At 54.8% G+C, this 15,963-nt stretch carries 11 protein-coding genes; 3 read left to right on the top strand and 8 right to left on the bottom strand.

The window, feature by feature from the left end; translation table 11 throughout:
- Window positions 1–49 precede the first annotated feature (49 nt).
- From pyrH to rpsB, 3 genes are all read right to left on the bottom strand, one after another.
- Entirely contained in the window at window positions 50–766 is a 717-nt protein-coding gene (gene pyrH, locus IEW12_RS21700) for a UMP kinase (protein WP_188568213.1), read from the bottom strand.
- A gap of 257 nt (window positions 767–1,023) precedes the next feature.
- Complete coding sequence (gene tsf, locus IEW12_RS21695) at window positions 1,024–1,905, bottom strand: translation elongation factor Ts (RefSeq protein WP_188568212.1); 882 nt, start codon at window positions 1,903–1,905, stop codon at window positions 1,024–1,026.
- 117 nt (window positions 1,906–2,022) lie between these two features.
- Entirely contained in the window at window positions 2,023–2,772 is a 750-nt protein-coding gene (rpsB, locus tag IEW12_RS21690) for a 30S ribosomal protein S2 (protein WP_188568211.1), read from the bottom strand.
- Between the two features lie 312 nt (window positions 2,773–3,084).
- Here rpsB and map point away from each other — a divergent pair, with 312 nt between their 5' ends.
- The 3 genes from map (at window position 3,085) to IEW12_RS21675 (ending at window position 7,319) form a co-directional block, all read left to right on the top strand.
- The gene (gene map, locus IEW12_RS21685; RefSeq protein ID WP_188568210.1) at window positions 3,085–3,915 is read left to right on the top strand and encodes a type I methionyl aminopeptidase; all 831 of its coding nucleotides are present in this window, start codon (window positions 3,085–3,087) and stop codon (window positions 3,913–3,915) included.
- Window positions 3,915–6,476, top strand: a complete 2,562-nt coding sequence (locus tag IEW12_RS21680; RefSeq protein ID WP_188568209.1) for a [protein-PII] uridylyltransferase — start codon at window positions 3,915–3,917, stop codon at window positions 6,474–6,476. Before map ends, IEW12_RS21680 begins: the two co-directional genes overlap by 1 nt.
- Before the next feature lie 96 nt (window positions 6,477–6,572).
- The gene (locus IEW12_RS21675; protein WP_188568208.1) at window positions 6,573–7,319 is read left to right on the top strand and encodes a pseudouridine synthase; all 747 of its coding nucleotides are present in this window, start codon (window positions 6,573–6,575) and stop codon (window positions 7,317–7,319) included.
- 89 nt (window positions 7,320–7,408) lie between these two features.
- Here IEW12_RS21675 and def read toward each other — a convergent pair whose 3' ends face one another.
- From def to smc, 5 genes are all read right to left on the bottom strand, one after another.
- Window positions 7,409–7,942, bottom strand: coding sequence for a peptide deformylase (gene def / locus IEW12_RS21670; RefSeq protein WP_188568207.1), 534 nt, complete (start codon window positions 7,940–7,942; stop codon window positions 7,409–7,411).
- Window positions 7,943–8,032: 90 nt separating this feature from the next.
- Window positions 8,033–8,911, bottom strand: a complete 879-nt coding sequence (galU, locus tag IEW12_RS21665; RefSeq protein ID WP_188568206.1) for a UTP--glucose-1-phosphate uridylyltransferase GalU — start codon at window positions 8,909–8,911, stop codon at window positions 8,033–8,035.
- A 13-nt stretch (window positions 8,912–8,924) separates the two neighbouring features.
- Window positions 8,925–11,294, bottom strand: coding sequence for an NAD-dependent DNA ligase LigA (ligA, locus tag IEW12_RS21660; RefSeq protein WP_188568205.1), 2,370 nt, complete (start codon window positions 11,292–11,294; stop codon window positions 8,925–8,927).
- A gap of 3 nt (window positions 11,295–11,297) precedes the next feature.
- A complete protein-coding gene (locus IEW12_RS21655) occupies window positions 11,298–12,422 on the bottom strand; it encodes a cell division protein ZipA C-terminal FtsZ-binding domain-containing protein (RefSeq protein WP_188568204.1) in 1,125 nt (374 codons plus the stop codon).
- Entirely contained in the window at window positions 12,419–15,943 is a 3,525-nt protein-coding gene (gene smc, locus IEW12_RS21650) for a chromosome segregation protein SMC (RefSeq protein ID WP_188568203.1), read from the bottom strand. Before smc ends, IEW12_RS21655 begins: the two co-directional genes overlap by 4 nt.
- Window positions 15,944–15,963 lie beyond the last annotated feature (20 nt).

Here is a 15,963-nt window from a genome sequence, read left to right as displayed (position 1 = left end):
AGGGTAAAAACCCATGCCGACAAGCAAGCAAATAATATTAAACGATAAATTATACGTGTACTAAGGTGCCTTCGTCTGCACCCAGGATAACGTTCTTCAGAGCGCCCGGCTTCACAATGGAAAATACCTTGATCGGCAGTTTCTGGTCGCGGCACAAGGCAAATGCGGTCGCATCCATGACTTGCAGGTGACGGGCAATCGCTTCATCAAAAGAAATGGTGGAATAACGTGTCGCTGTCGGGTCTTTTTTCGGATCGGCTGTGTAGACGCCATCGACCTTGGTTGCCTTCAGTACGATCTGGGCGCCAATTTCCGAGCCGCGCAATGCTGCTGCAGTATCGGTAGTAAAGAACGGATTGCCCGTTCCTGCGGCAAACACGACGATCTTGCCCTCTTCCAGATATTGCAAGGCCTTTGGACGGACATAAGGCTCAACGACCTGGTCAATCGCAATCGCCGACATCACGCGGGCTGTAATGCCCACCTGGCGCATTGCATCAGCCAAAGCCAGGGAGTTCATGACTGTCGCCAGCATACCCATGTAGTCTGCCGTTGCGCGGTCCATGCCTTGCGCACCTGGCGCTACGCCACGGAAAATATTGCCGCCGCCGATAACAATCGCCAGCTCAACACCCAGTTTTGCAACTTCGGCAACGTCTGCCACCATACGCTCAATCGTTGCACGATTAATGCCGAACGGGTCGTCGCCCATCAAGGCTTCGCCAGAGAGCTTCAAGAGAACTCGCTTGTAAGCAGGTTTGGTCACGGTCTGGACTCCTTCTGGTAAATAGATAAATAATTTTCAATTAGCATTAAAAACAAGTCCGGCGTTGCAACAGCATATTATTACGTTTTGTTTCAGTTCTTTTTTACAACCAAGCCGCATGGCACTGACAAGAACAACGATCCCAACATAAAACAGCTACTTCTCACCTGCTTATTCGCAATGCAAATTGGAATGGCAGATGCCATTCCAACAAGATTCAGCGTAAAAAAACGGGCCTTTCGGCCCGCATTTTTTGCTTACGCCTGTTTTGCTGCCGCGACCTGAGCGGCCACTTCCGCTGCAAAGTCGTCTTGCTTCTTCTCTATCCCTTCACCCACTACGAACATGGTGAAAGACTTAACAGAGGAATTAACCGATTTCAGCATTTGCTCAACAGTTTGCTTGTCGTTCTTGACGAACGGCTGGTTCAGCAAGGAAACTTCCTTCAGGAACTTCTGTACCGAGCCTTCTACCATTTTTGCAACGATGTCAGCTGGCTTGCCGGATTCAGCAGCCTTCTGGGATGCAACTGAACGCTCTTTCTCGATCAGATCAGCAGGAACTGCGTCGGAAGACAGGGAAACTGGTTTCATCGCAGCGATGTGCATCGCAACGTCTTTACCAACTTGCTCATCCGCACCTTCGTACTCAACCATTACGCCGATACGTGTACCGTGCAGGTAAGAAGTCAGTTTTGCGTTTGTTTCAAAACGTGTGAAACGACGGATGGACATGTTTTCACCGATACGGCCTATCAGGGCAGCGCGGTGGGATTCAACAGTACCAGCTTCAAATGGCAGGGCAGCCAATGCCGCAACGTCTGCAGGATTGCTTTCAGCAACCAGTTTTGCGCAGGAATTGGCAAAAGCGATGAAGTCATCGTTCTTGGTCACGAAGTCTGTTTCGCAATTAACTTCGATCAGCGCGCCAACATTACCGGAGATAAAAGCAGCAACAACGCCTTCAGCAGTAATACGGGAAGCTGCTTTGGAAGCTTTGCTACCCAGCTTAACGCGCAACAGCTCTTCCGCACGTTCCATATTGCCTTCAGCCTCAGTCAGGGCTTTTTTGCATTCCATCATCGGTGCATCAGTCTTTGCACGCAATTCACCTACCATCGCTGCTGTAATCGCCGCCATGTTTTTCTCCTAATTCAAATTAACGCCACAAGGCGCTGATTATCAAAATCTGTTTAAAAAAAGGGGCCAACAGCTGTTGCCCCTTTTACCTGCATATCAATTAGCAGAAGCTTACAATTAAGCCTGGTCTTCTACTTCAACGAATTCGTCAGAATCAGGTTTCACTGCTTCAACTACTTCGTTAATTGCATTGGCACGGCCTTCCAGGATTGCATCAGCAACGCCGCGAGCGTAAAGGGCGATCGCTTTGGAGGAGTCATCGTTACCAGGGATAACATAAGTTACGCCTTCTGGGGAGTGGTTAGTATCAACCACGCCGATAACAGGGATACCCAGTTTCGCTGCTTCAGTGATGGAACCTTTGTGGTAGCCAACGTCAACCACGAAGATTGCGTCAGGGATGCCGCCCATATCCTTGATACCGCCGATTGCTTTTTGCAGTTTGACGATTTCACGCTGGAACATCAGCGCTTCTTTTTTGCTCAGCTTTTCTACAGAACCGTCTTCTACCGAAGCTTCCATGTCTTTCAGGCGCTTGATCGATGTTTTAACAGTTTTGAAGTTAGTCAGCATACCGCCCAACCAGCGCTGGTCGACGAAAGGCATGCCTGCACGTTGCGCTTCAGCAGCGATGATTTCGCGCGCTTGACGTTTTGTGCCGACGAACATGATAGTGCCGCGATTGGAGGACAATTGGCGGATGTACTTCATCGCCTCTTGGTACATACCCAGAGTTTTTTCCAGGTTGACGATATGAATCTTGTTGCGGTGACCGAAGATGAACGGAGCCATCTTTGGGTTCCAGAAACGGGTTTGGTGACCAAAGTGGACGCCGGCTTCCAGCATTTCGCGCATTGTTACAGACATAATAACTCCAGGGTTAGGTCTTGAATCCAGTCAGTGATCCGATGCTTACCGGACACCCTTTTAGACCAGATTCGTGCATTGATAAAATGATTTTCCAATCATTAGCAAGAAACTCATTCAAGCTAACCATCAATTGTACTACGAAAATCACCCACCTTTCAAGCGGATAGAGTCTATTGTATAAGCGGACATTGCTTGGCTGGACTATAATTCGGGTGAAACCCCGTTTCACCGAAGACAATGCAGCCTTAATGCAGTGTCACGGTGGAATCAGCTCCAATATTCCCCTTTTGCATACACGGTTGGCTCAGCATGACACCTATTTCTATTAAAACACCTGAAGATATCGCCGGCATGCGCATTGCGGGCAGGCTAGGCTCCGAGGTGCTGGACTATATTACCCCCTTCGTCAAAGCCGGCATCACCACCGGTGAACTAGACAGGCTGTGCCATGAATACATGACGAATGTACAAGACACAATCCCTGCGCCGCTGAACTACTGCCCGCCCGGCTATACCCCTTATCCCAAAGCGATCTGCACTTCTGTCAATGATGTGATCTGCCACGGCATACCGGGCGACAAAGTCTTGAAAAACGGCGACTCCGTCAACCTGGACATTACCGTCATCAAAGATGGTTATCATGGCGACAATAGCCGCATGTTCCTGATCGGCGAGCCGTCGATATTGTCCAAGCGCCTCAGCGAAATCACCTATGAATGCATGTGGATAGGCATTTCCAAGGTCAAGCCCGGCGCGCACCTGGGCGATATTGGCCATGCGATACAGCAGCATGCGGAAAAGGCCGGCTATAGCGTGGTCAGGGAATTTTGCGGCCACGGCATAGGCAAGGTCTTCCATGAAGAACCGCAAATCCTGCACTATGGCCGTCCCGGCACGCTGGAAGAAATGCGCCCCGGCATGATCTTTACAATAGAACCGATGATTAACGCCGGCCGCCGCGAAATCAAGGAAATGGGCGATGGCTGGACTATCAAGACCAAGGATCGCAGCCTTTCAGCCCAGTGGGAACATACCATCCTGGTCACCGAAACCGGCTATGAAGTATTGACTCTGTCGGCAGGCTCCCCTCCCCCACCGGCATTCATCACGGCACAAGCGCAAACAGGCGTACCCGCATAATGGCAGTAAGCGCGTCGCCCGCATTACAGTTCAAGGAAGAGTTGAAAGCGGCGCAGCAATCCGTGATTGCCGCCTTCAACACCAACTTCAAGGCCGAGCAGCTGCTGCAGGATTTGTGCCGCAGCGTTGATGTCGTGCTGAGCAAGATATGGAAGAGCTTTGAACTGCCCAAAAATTCTGCGCTAATCGCCGTCGGCGGTTACGGCCGTGGCGAGCTGTATCCGTATTCGGATGTGGATGTGCTGATCCTGCTGTGCGAACAGCCGGATAAGGATACTCGCGACAAGCTGGAACACCTGGTCCAGATATTCTGGGACATAGGCCTGGACCTGGGCCACAGCATACGCACGGTCGACGAGTGCCTGGAAGAGTCTGAAGCCGACATCACCGTCAAGACCAGCTTACTGGAAGCGAGACTGATTACCGGCAACCGCAAGCTGTTCAAGGAATTACAGGAACGCTATACGGCGAGCATGAATCCGCAGAATTTTTTCCAGGAAAAGCTGCTGGAACTGCATCAACGGCATGTAAAGTATGAAGACACGCCTTATAGCCTGGAGCCTAACTGCAAGGAAAGCCCCGGCGGCCTCAGGGATCTGCAAGTGATCTTGTGGGTGGCCAAGGCCGCCAACCTGGGCAACTCGTGGAAAGAACTGGCAGACCGCGGGCTGATCACCGATATCGAGGCCCGCCAGCTGAAACGCAATGAGCGTGCGTTCAAGGATATCCGCATCCGCCTGCATATCCATGCCGGACGCCGCGAAGACAGGCTGATTTTCGACGTGCAGACCAAGATCGCGGAAACCTTCGGCTTCAAGACCACAGAATCGCGCCGTGCCAGCGAGCACCTGATGCAGAGGTACTACTGGGCGGCCAAGGCCGTCACGCAACTCAATACCATACTGCTGCAAAACATCGAGGCCAACCTGTTTCCGCAGCCATCGGTTCCACAACCTATCAATGAGCGCTTCAATGTGGTCAACGGCCTGATTGATATCGCCTGCGACGATTTGTTCGAGGATAGCCCTTCCGCATTGCTGGAAATTTTCCTGCTGCTGGCCCGCCATCCAGAGCTGAAAGGCATGACAGCCCGCAGCCTGCGCGCGCTGTGGCATGCCCGCTTCCTGATCGATGCCGGCTTCAGGCATGACATTTTCAACCGTGGCCTGTTCCTGCAAATCCTGCAGTCGCCACAGGGCCTGACCCATGCGCTGCGGCGCATGAACCAGATGAGCATCCTGGGCCGCTACCTGCCGAATTTCCGCCGCATCATAGGCCAGATGCAGCACGACCTGTTTCACGTTTATACGGTAGACCAGCACATCCTGATGGTGGTACGCAACCTGCGCCGCTTTGCGATGACGGAGCATGCGCACGAGTATCCATTCTGCAGCCAGTTGATGGCCAACTTCACGCAGCCCTGGGTGCTGTATATTGCCGCGCTGTTCCACGATATCGCCAAGGGCCGCGGCGGCGATCACTCATTGCTGGGCATGGCCGACGCCAAGAAGTTCTGCTACGACCATGGCATCTCCAAAGCAAATTCAGAGCTGATCATCTTCCTGGTGCAGCACCATCTGACAATGTCGCATGTAGCGCAGAAACAGGACTTGTCCGATCCGGACGTGGTGCAGGCATTTGCCACGCTGGTCAAGGATGAGCGCCATCTGACGGCACTGTATCTGCTGACGGTATCCGATATCCGCGGCACCAGCCCCAAGGTATGGAATGCATGGAAAGGCAAGCTGCTGGAAGACTTGTACCGCATCACGCTGCGCGTGCTGGGTGGCGAAGCGCCGTCGCAAGACCGTGAGCTGAAAAACCGCCAGGAAGAAGCGCTGAAAGCGCTGCGCCTGTACGGATTGCCGGGCGACGCGCATGAGCGCCTGTGGCAGCAACTGGATGTCGCTTACTTCCTGCGTCATGACTCATCCGACATCGCATGGCAAACCCGTTCGCTGCACGACAGGATAGACAGCCCGGTACCCGTGGTCAAATGCCGCCTGTCACCGATAGGCGAAGGCCTGCAGGTAACTGTTTACGTCAAGGACCAGCCGGATCTGTTCGCGCGTATCTGCAATTATTTCGACGGCAAAAATTTCAGCATCCTGGATGCGAAAATCCACACCACCAAGGGCGGCTACGCGCTGGATACCTTCCTGGTCATCGAACCGGCATTTGCCAACAACTACCGCGATATCATCAACCTGATCGAGCATGAACTGGCCGAAGTGCTGACGCTGCAAACCCCGCTGTCTTCGCCCAACAAAGGCCGTCTCTCCAGGCTGTCGCGCACCTTCCCTATCATTCCTACGGTGGACTTGCGGCCGGACGAGAGGGGCCAGTATTTCCTGCTGTCTATCTCGGCCAATGACAGGACCGGCCTGCTGTATGCGATTGCCAATGTGCTGGCCAAATACAAGATCAATCTGCACACCGCCAAGATCATGACCTTGGGCGAACGGGTGGAAGACGTTTTCCTGGTCGACGGCCCGGCACTGCAGAATGCACGCAACCAGTTGCAGATAGAAACAGAGCTGCTGGAATCGCTGCGCGTTTGATAGCTAAATTAAAAACTGGCGCATAATCAATTCCGGCAGCAGCAACTAAGCAACAATTATTAATCACAGATACAACCATAGATCACCCGCTTTATCATGACCGAACTAGTACGCTTATCAAAAAGAATGTCCGAATTGGGAATCTGCTCACGCCGCGAAGCCGACGAGTGGATAGAACGCGGCTGGGTGCGGGTGGATGGCAAAGTCGTTTCCGAACTGGGCAGCAAGGTCTTGCCGCATCAAAAAGTTTCGGTAGAACGCCAGGCCGCAGCAGAACAATCCAAACGCGTGACTATCCTGATCAACAAGCCGGTAGGCTATGTCAGCGGCCAGGCAGAAGATGGCTATCAGCCTGCTATCGCATTGGTCAAGCCGGAAACCCGCTGGACTGAAGATGCGGTGCAAACCCAGTTCCACCCTACCCAGTTACGCAGCCTGGTTCCAGCCGGCAGGCTGGATATCGATTCCGTCGGTTTGCTGGTGCTGACCCAGGACGGCCGCGTTGCCAAGCACCTGATAGGCCAGGATACCAGTGTAGAAAAAGAGTATCTGGTCCGCGTGCAATACAGCAAGCCGGGCCGCTTGCCCGATACCGAACTGAAGCGCCTGAACCATGGACTGACCCTGGACGGCAAGGCCCTGCTGCCCGCCAAGGTAAGCTGGCAAAATGAAGACCAGTTGCGGTTTATCTTGCGCGAAGGCAAAAAACGCCAGATCCGCCGCATGTGCGATATGGTGGGCCTGAAAGTAATAGGCCTGAAGCGGGTGCGCATAGGAAAAGTCAGGCTGGGCAATCTGCCCGAAGGACAATGGCGCTATCTGCGCGAGGACGAACAGTTCTGACGCAGCACACATAAAAAAGCCGCATTTCTGCGGCTTTTTTCTTGGTTCTCATCGTTGTCGATTGTTATTGATCGCGCTATCAATCTTTATCAATCGTCGTCATTCGGATCCATGTCCGGAAACAGCACTTCGGTAAAACCGAACTGCGTCAAATCCTTGATGCGCATAGGGTACAGCACGCCATTCAGGTGATCGCATTCATGCTGCACGACGCGCGCATGGAAATCTTCGACATCGCGGCTGATACGATTGCCAAACTGGTCATAGCCTTCATAGCGCAGCTTGCTCCAGCGCGGCACCAGGCCGCGCATGCCGGGCACGGACAGGCAGCCCTCCCATGCATCGTCAGTCTCTTCGCCCAATGGCGTCAGCACCGGGTTAAGCAAAACGGTTTCCGGCACCGAGGGTGCATCCGGATAGCGCGGATTATCCTTGAAGCCAAAGATAACCAATTGCAAGTTGACGCCTATCTGCGGGGCCGCCAGACCGGCGCCATTAGCGGCAGCCATCGTGTCGAACATATCGGCAACCAGCTTCTGTAACTCCGGCGTACCGAATTCCTTGACCGGCTCGGCTACTCTGAGCAAGCGGGGATCGCCCATTTTCAATATTTCATGAATCATCGCAAATCACCCTTCCCATTCACAAAGATGCCTGCACAACAGCGGCGCCATTCCCAATTATAGTCCTCAAAAGCAATCACAGATTTTCCGTTACGCTTTCAATGAACGCAGGTATTCCTGGAATTCCGGACCGGTTTCAGCGTGCTTCAGGCCCAGCGCCACGCTGGCCTTCAGGTAACCGAGTTTGGAGCCGCAATCATAGCGTGTGGACATGGCGCGGTAGGCCAGTACGGGGTCGGATTGCAGCAATTGTGCAATGCCGTCGGTCAACTGGATTTCGCCGCCGGAACCCTTGCCCAGTTTTTCCAGGTAAGAGAAAATTTTGCCCGACAATACGTAACGGCCCACGACCGCCAAAGTGGAAGGAGCAACATCCGGCATTGGTTTTTCCACGATGCCGTGCATTTTTTCCAGCCTGTCCTTGTAGGGCGTACCGCTGACGATACCGTACTGGCGTGTGAACTCCCGCGGCACATCCTGCACTGCGATAATGCTGGCGCCTTCCTGCTCATACAAACGCGTCATCTGTGCGATGGCGGAAGGCTGGCCTGGATCGGCGTCCATCAGATCGTCTGCGAGCAATACGGCAAACGGCTCGTCGCCGACAACCGGGCGGGCGCACAATACTGCATGGCCCAGGCCCAGCGGCGCCTGCTGGCGGATGTAAATGCAGGTAATGTTCTTCGGAATCACATTTTGCACCAGATCCAGCAGCGCCTGCTTATTGGCCGCTTCCAGTTCGCTTTCCAGCTCATAAGCCTTATCGAAATGGTCTTCAATCGCGCGCTTGTTGCGGCCGGTAATGAACACCATCTCGGTAATACCCGCCTCGACCGCCTCTTCCACTGCATACTGGATCAATGGCTTGTCCACGATGGGCAGCATCTCTTTTGGCTGCGCCTTGGTAGCCGGCAGAAAACGGCTGCCCAGGCCCGCAACCGGGAATACTGCTTTTTTGATTCTTGTCATTTCATCTCCAGATTCATTGAACAATTTGCATTAATTCCACTTCGGTCAATACCGTCACGCCTAATTCCTGCGCCTTCAGCAATTTGCTGCCCGCATCATCCCCAGCCACGACATAGCTGGTTTTCTTCGAGACAGAACCTGACACTTTGCCGCCGGCCTTTTCTATGATTTCCGTTGCCTGATCCCGGCTTAGCGTCGGCAGCGTTCCGGTCAGCACAAAAGTCTTGCCGGACAAGATACCCTCCGACTCTGCCTGCTGCGGCAATTGCGCCAGCAAATCTGCGTGCAGGCTATTCAACTCTGCCAGGCGCTCGCGCTGCCCCGGCACATTCAGCCATGCTGCCAGCGCATTGCTGATATCGGAAGGCAAGGCGTAGTGATGCAGATAATCGACATCGGCCTGCGCCAGGGCCGCCAGCGTCATTCCCTTATCCACGAGTTGCTTGCAGCGAGTCTCAGTCAGCTTGGGTATCGCCAGCGCGGCCAGCAGCGCAGGCTGCGACAATTTATCACGCAGCTTGGCGCTGGGAGCATGTTCATCACGCGGCGCCACTCCGGCAGCCAGCAGCGCATCTATCGCCTGCTGGTTCTTGGGTTCGGCAAAAAAATCGGCAATCGCTTCAGCAACCGTCGTGCCTATATCGGGCAACAGCCGCAGCAATGGTGCCGGTGCACGCCTTACCAACTCCAGCCGGCCCAGCCAGTCGGCCAGGGTCTTGGCAGTCGATTCACCGACATGACGAATACCCAACGCAAACAACAGACGCTCCAGCACAGGCTGCCTGCTGGCAGCAATCGCCTCGATCAGGTTTTCCGCCCATTTGGTGGCGATCTTGCCCTGCTGTACAGTCTCGGGCGTGATGCCGTCGCGCTCGTCGCCGCGGCGCTTCATTTCCAGCAAGTCATCCAGTGTCAGCTTGTACAGGTCGGCAATGCCGCGCACATAATCAAGCTCGACCAGATTATCAATATAACGCTCGCCGAGCCCGTCAATATCCATCATGCGGCGCGCAGCAAAGTGGCGTATTGCCTCCTTGCGCTGCGCAGAACAGAACAAGCCGCCTGAACAGCGTGCAACCGCCTCGCCCTCTTCCCGCACCACATGCGAACCGCATACCGGGCAGGTCTTCGGCAATTCAAACGGCGCATGCTCAGGCACAGGCCTGCGTTCCAGCACGACGGACACCACTTCCGGAATCACGTCGCCGGCGCGGCGTACGATGACAGTATCGCCGACACGCACGTCCTTGCGCTTGACCTCGTCTTCATTATGCAAGGTCGCGTTGGTGACGGTAACGCCACCGACAAATACCGGCGCCAGGCGCGCCACCGGCGTCAGCGCACCGGTACGCCCCACCTGCACGCCTATCTCCTGCACGACCGTGGTGGCCTCTTCCGCCGGGAATTTATGCGCAATCGCAAAACGCGGCGCACGTGACACAAAGCCCAGCTCCTGCTGCTGCTGCAAACGATTGACCTTGTAAACGACACCATCAATGTCATAGGCCAGGCTCTTGCGCTTTTGGCCGATGGCGGCATAAAACTCCAGCAGGCCTTGCGCGCCGGTTACCAGGCCACGGTCTTCACAAACAGGCAAACCCAGCTCTGCATACCAGTCCAGCAGCTTTGCATGCGAAACCGGCATCTCAGCACCTTCCAGTGCGCCTATGCCATAAGAAAAGAACCTCAGCTTGCGCTGTGCGGTGATCTTGGAATCCAGTTGACGCAGGCTGCCGGCGGCGGCATTGCGTGGATTGGCAAATTCTTTGCCGCCCGCATCGCGCTGGCGCTGGTTGAGCTTGTCAAAATCAGCCTTGAACATCAGCACTTCGCCGCGTACGTCCAGAATCCTGGGTGGGTGTTCGGTGTTCAGGCGTAGTGGGATGCTATGGATGGTACGGATATTTTCTGTGACGTCTTCACCGGTAAAGCCATCACCGCGTGTCGCTGCCTGCGTAAACAAGCCGTCGACATAGCGCAAATTGATCGCCAGACCGTCAAACTTCAGGTCAATCGCGTATTCCACATCATGATTGATACCCAGTCCGTCGCGGACGCGGCGATCAAATGAGGTGATATCGGCATCTTCAAAGCCATTGTTCAGCGACAGCATAGGTACCGCATGCTGTACCTGCTTGAACTCCGGCAGAGCTACTCCACCCACCCGTAAGGTGGGCGAATCGGCGCTCAACAGTTCAGGATGCTGTTGCTCCAGCGCTTGCAGCTCTTTGAAGAGCTTGTCGTACTCGGCATCGGGGATGCTGGGATTATCCAGCACATAGTAGGCATACGCGTGCTTGTTCAGTTCTTTATGCAGCTCAGCGACTCTTGCCGCCGGGCCATCGGCTTCCGGCGACTTTTTACCAAATAAATCGTTTTGCATTTTTTAGCTGAACAGGCGTTGCGCGCGAACTGATCCCGCCGGGATCTCCGACTCTGCCATCGCACCGTAAAAGGCATGAACCTGCTCGGCGATCTCATCCAGGGCCGCTTTGGAGATCGGCTGGTTGCCGTCATCGACGACCGTGCCGCCCAGGCGGGTGGACAGTGATTTGGCACAGGCTGCCATCGCTCCGAAACCGTCACGCGCAGGCGCAACGCAAGGTACGTCCAGCAGCAAGGTCAGGCGTGAGGTCACGGTTTCGCTGATGCCCACATTGGTAGACAAGGAAAACAGCGCGCCGCCGTCTCCATCCGGCATCACCAGCCTGCCGTCCGGGCGGGAGTCAAAGCCCTGCTTTTCCAGTGCGGCATGCAAGGTATTGATCGCCCATGGAGCGCTGTTGGCCATGATGTTGACGCTCAACTGAGCATCATGCTCGGAAACGAACTGGTGCAATTCCCTGGCCGTCGACATGACCTGGCTCATGTCCGGGATATCCGGATGGGCATTCAGGCGGTCGGCAATCTCGCGCAGTTTCATCACAAATTCGGAATATTCCAGCTCATTTAAAGGGCCGCCGCGGCTGACCATTTGTATGCCGGCAAACAGGGTTGTATAAATGCCGCCGTGAGCGATTACGTCACGTTCGCCGGAATGGCTCTGGCCGATGAAGTGCACCGGCTTCTTGCCGACATATCTAAGGCTGTGTATCTCGGCCAAAATCTTCTCGCCGCGTACCGGCGTATCAAACTCCAGCGGAATGACGCAGTCGATCAATTCATCAACCGGCAGTTCTTTTTCCTGTTTAGCCAATGCCGGTGCAGCTTCCGCCTGTATCGCATCCGGCACAAAGGCCTGGTCATCCTCAGCCATGGTCGCGACATCCAGACTAGGCTCCTGCCGGTAGTCTGCAACGCCGTCGTGCTCGTGCTGCTGGTATTGCTGCGGCTGGTAGGAGGCCTGTTCTTCCACATGGTCGTGCGGGTTCATCAGCACATCGTCGTGACCGGTAGAGAAAGCGCGTTCCACGCTTTTTTTAGCCTTGTGCTCCTGCCATTTGTTAAAGATAACTACGCCAACGACGATGGTCCCACCGATTGCCAATAAGCTTATTTGTAGATCTGTCATGCTGCTTGCGCCTCAGAAGCAAAGTTTGCGGCAGACTCCATATCCACCGCAACGATTCGAGAAACTCCCTGTTCCTGCATGGTCACGCCTATCAATTGCTGTGCCATTTCCATCGCTATTTTATTATGAGAAATAAACAAAAACTGTGTGTTTGCCGACATACGTTTCACCATATTACAGAAACGTTCGGTATTTGAGTCATCCAGCGGCGCATCCACCTCATCCAGCAAGCAGAAAGGCGCAGGATTCAACTGGAACATCGAGAACACCAGCGCGGTCGCCGTCAATGCCTTTTCACCACCGGACAACAGATGGATAGTCGCATTTTTCTTGCCCGGAGGCTGCGCCATCACCTGTACACCGGAATCCAGGATTTCGTCGCCGGTCATGATCAGCTTGGCCTGGCCGCCGCCGAACAGGATAGGGAACAATTCCGCAAAATGGGTGTTGACCTTGTCAAAGGTATCTTGCAGCAGATCGCGTGTTTCTATGTCTATCTTGTGGATAGCGTCCTGCAGCGTCGTAATCGCTTCGGTCAGGTCGGCATGCTGAGAATCCAGGAAAGTCTTGCGTTCTGTCGCCTGCGCCAGCTCTTCCAGTGCCGCCATATTCACCGCCCCCAAAGCCGCAATCGCATTGGTCAGGCGGGTGACTTCGCCTTGCAAGTAGGATGGTTTCATGTCCGCATGCAGTTTTTGCGACAGCGCTTCTTCATCGACCTCGAAATTGCGCAATTGTTCGGCGTACTGTTCCTGGCTCAGGCGTGCAGCCTGCTCTTTCAGTTGCAGTTCCATGATACGGTCACGCTGCGGCTGCAGGCTACGCTCCACCTGCATCTTCGATTCTTCATGCTGACGCAGCTTCTGTGTCAATTGATCCAGCTCATGCCTTGCGTCCGCCAGCGTGCGCTCCTGGTCGCTGCGTTTTTCCAGCAGGGATTGCAGACCAGCTTGCGCAGTCTGGTCGTCCATGGTTTCCAGCTCAAGCTTGCCTTGCTGCATATTGGCAAACAACTGGGCCGCCTGCTCCAGCGCGGTGGCGATACTGCGGCGCAGTTCCTCCATCTTGCTGCGATGGGATTTCTCTGCAAAGGCGGCTTCCTGTGCCGCCCTTTCCAGCTCACGCAACTGTGTCCTGGCATCGTTCAATTGCTGCTCTTTTTCCAGATAGACGGTTTGCCCGTCTTCATGGTTTTCCTGCAGCTCTGCAAGCTCCACATCCAGTTGCTCGAATTTTTCTTCCGATTCTGCCCTGGCCTGCTGCTGCTCTGCTTCCTGCGCCGCGATTTCCGCCAGATCGTTCTGTATCTGCGTACTGCGCTGGTTGAAGCGCTCCTGCACCTCGGACAGCTTCATGAACTCTATCTGCAGGCTGTGCACCGATTGCGTCAGCGTACTTACACGTTGCCGAAGCTCCTGCAGGCGCTGGCTGGCCTGGGTGTAAGCCGACTCGGCCCTGACGGCACGGGTCTTGGCCTCATCCGCCAGCATGCTTTGCGCGCGGCTTTGCTTGCCGATGTTTTCTATTTCCTGCTGGCGTGCCAGCACGCCATCCTGCTCGGAATCCGATGCATAGAAACGCACGCTGGATTTGCTGATGACATGGCCCTGCTTGGTGATAAAGCAGGCTCCCTGCGGCAGCTTGGCCCTGTCCATGAAGGCGGTAGCGACATCTTCCGCCGCATAGACCTGGTGCAGCCAATCCTGCATCAGGCTGCGCACACCGGCGTCATTCAATTGCAGCAGGTTCAGCAAAGGCTTCAGGCCAGCAACCGGCTCCATCGCCGCAGCGGCGACTTGTGGCGTATACAAGGCCAGCTTGGCCGGCGGCGCATCATTAAAGAAAGCCTTGGCCCAGTCCAGGTTGGACATTTCCAATGCCGAAGTCCGTTCGCGCAATACCGATTCCAGCGCAGTTTCCCAGCCGGCTTCGATATGCAGCTTTTGCCATAATTTGGGCAAGGCGCTCAGCTCATGTTTTTCCAGCCAGGGCTGAACCTTGCCCTCGGTCTGTACTTTTTCCTGCAATTGCTTCAAGGCCAGCAGGCGCGCATCCAGCTGCGCACTCGCCGCGGTATCCTTATTGACCTGCTCCTGGGCTGCCTTGCGCTCTTCTTCCAGGCGCGGCAGGGATTCCTGCGCCTCCTCCAGTTGCATCGTCGCCTCTTCCAGCACCTGTTTTTTCTCTTCCAGTTGCATGGAAAGGTTGGACAGATGCGCGCTATCAGGCATTGCCAGGCCGCTCTTTTCCTGCGACAGCCGTTCGCGGCGCGAGGTCAGCGTGGCCAGGATATTCGAGGCATTGCGCTGGTGTGCAGATTCCAGCTCTATCTGCTGCTGCAACTGCATGATCTTGGCGCGCGACTCGGTCGTCTTCAATTGCGATTCACGCCAGATCTGCTCCAGTGCCGGCAGCTTGTCGTTATGCTGTTGCGCCATCTCCAGCGCCTGCTCGGAACGCTCAGCCAGCTCTTCCACCTGGATTTCCGCTTCCGCCAGATCATCCTGGAATTGCTGTCCCTGACGCTGCCACTGGTCGCGCTGCGCAGTCAGGGAGTTCAATTGCGATTGCAAACGACTGCGCGATTCGATGACAAACTTGATCTGCGCTTCCAGGCTACCGATTTCGGCATTGGTCTGGTACAAATGGCCTTGCGCCTGGTGCATCCTGTCGCCGACCGCATAGTGGGCCTGGCGCATATGCTCCAGCTCGACTTCGACATGGCGCAGCTTTGCGGTCTGTTCTTCCAGGTCGATCTGCGTTCTTTCGATCTCGGCAAATACCTTTTCCTGCTCGCTTGCGGCTTCTTTCTTGCGCAACAGCCACAGCAGTTTCTGCTTTTCTTCCTGATCGGACTGTAGTTCGTTGAACTTGTTGGCAACCACAGCCTGGGCTTCCAGCTTTTCCAGGTTGCTATTCAGTTCACGCAAGATATCTTCTACCCGCACCAGATTCTCATGCGTATCGTGGATGCGGTTTTCGGTTTCGCGCCGGCGCTCCTTGTAGCGCGACACACCAGCGGCCTCTTCCAGGAAAATACGCAATTCTTCCGGGCGAGCTTCAATAATCCGGGAAATCATGCCCTGGCCGATAATCGCGTAAGCGCGCGGCCCCAAGCCAGTACCCATGAAAATATCCTGGATGTCGCGCCGGCGCACCGGCTGGCCATTGATGTAATAAGTGGAAGTGCCATCGCGCGTCAGCGTACGCTTGACGGCGATTTCGGCGTATTGGCTCCATTGGCCGGCGGCTTTGCCCAGACTGTTGTCAAAAACCAGCTCCACGGACGAACGCCCGGCCGGTTTGCGGTTAGTGGAACCGTTAAAAATAACGTCCTGCATCGATTCACCGCGCAGCTCGGAAGCCTTGGACTCACCCAAGACCCAGCGCACAGCGTCAATAATGTTGGATTTTCCACAACCGTTAGGGCCAACCACCCCGACCAACTGACCTGGAACCTGGAAATTCGTGGGATCTACGAAAGATTTAAATCCCGACAATTTAATAGAAGTTAATCGCACGTTATAAGCTGTTGTAGTTT

Source organism: Parundibacterium terreum, assembly GCF_014636315.1.
Taxonomy (GTDB): Bacteria; Pseudomonadota; Gammaproteobacteria; order Burkholderiales; family Burkholderiaceae_D; genus Undibacterium; species Undibacterium terreum.
Note: the sequence above shows the minus strand (reverse complement) of the source record. Positions and strands in the feature narration are given on the sequence as shown.

Excerpts from the sequence above, each read along its gene's own strand:
- tsf (WP_188568212.1), bottom strand. The coding sequence starts at position 1,905 with ATGGCGGCGATTACAGCAGCGATGGTAGGTGAATTGCGTGCAAAGACT.
- rpsB (WP_188568211.1), bottom strand. The coding sequence starts at position 2,772 with ATGTCTGTAACAATGCGCGAAATGCTGGAAGCCGGCGTCCACTTTGGT.
- map (WP_188568210.1), top strand. The coding sequence starts at position 3,085 with ATGACACCTATTTCTATTAAAACACCTGAAGATATCGCCGGCATGCGC.
- IEW12_RS21680 (WP_188568209.1), top strand. The coding sequence starts at position 3,915 with ATGGCAGTAAGCGCGTCGCCCGCATTACAGTTCAAGGAAGAGTTGAAA.
- IEW12_RS21675 (WP_188568208.1), top strand. The coding sequence starts at position 6,573 with ATGACCGAACTAGTACGCTTATCAAAAAGAATGTCCGAATTGGGAATC.
- def (WP_188568207.1), bottom strand. The coding sequence starts at position 7,942 with ATGATTCATGAAATATTGAAAATGGGCGATCCCCGCTTGCTCAGAGTA.
- galU (WP_188568206.1), bottom strand. The coding sequence starts at position 8,911 with ATGACAAGAATCAAAAAAGCAGTATTCCCGGTTGCGGGCCTGGGCAGC.
- ligA (WP_188568205.1), bottom strand. The coding sequence starts at position 11,294 with ATGCAAAACGATTTATTTGGTAAAAAGTCGCCGGAAGCCGATGGCCCG.
- IEW12_RS21655 (WP_188568204.1), bottom strand. The coding sequence starts at position 12,422 with ATGACAGATCTACAAATAAGCTTATTGGCAATCGGTGGGACCATCGTC.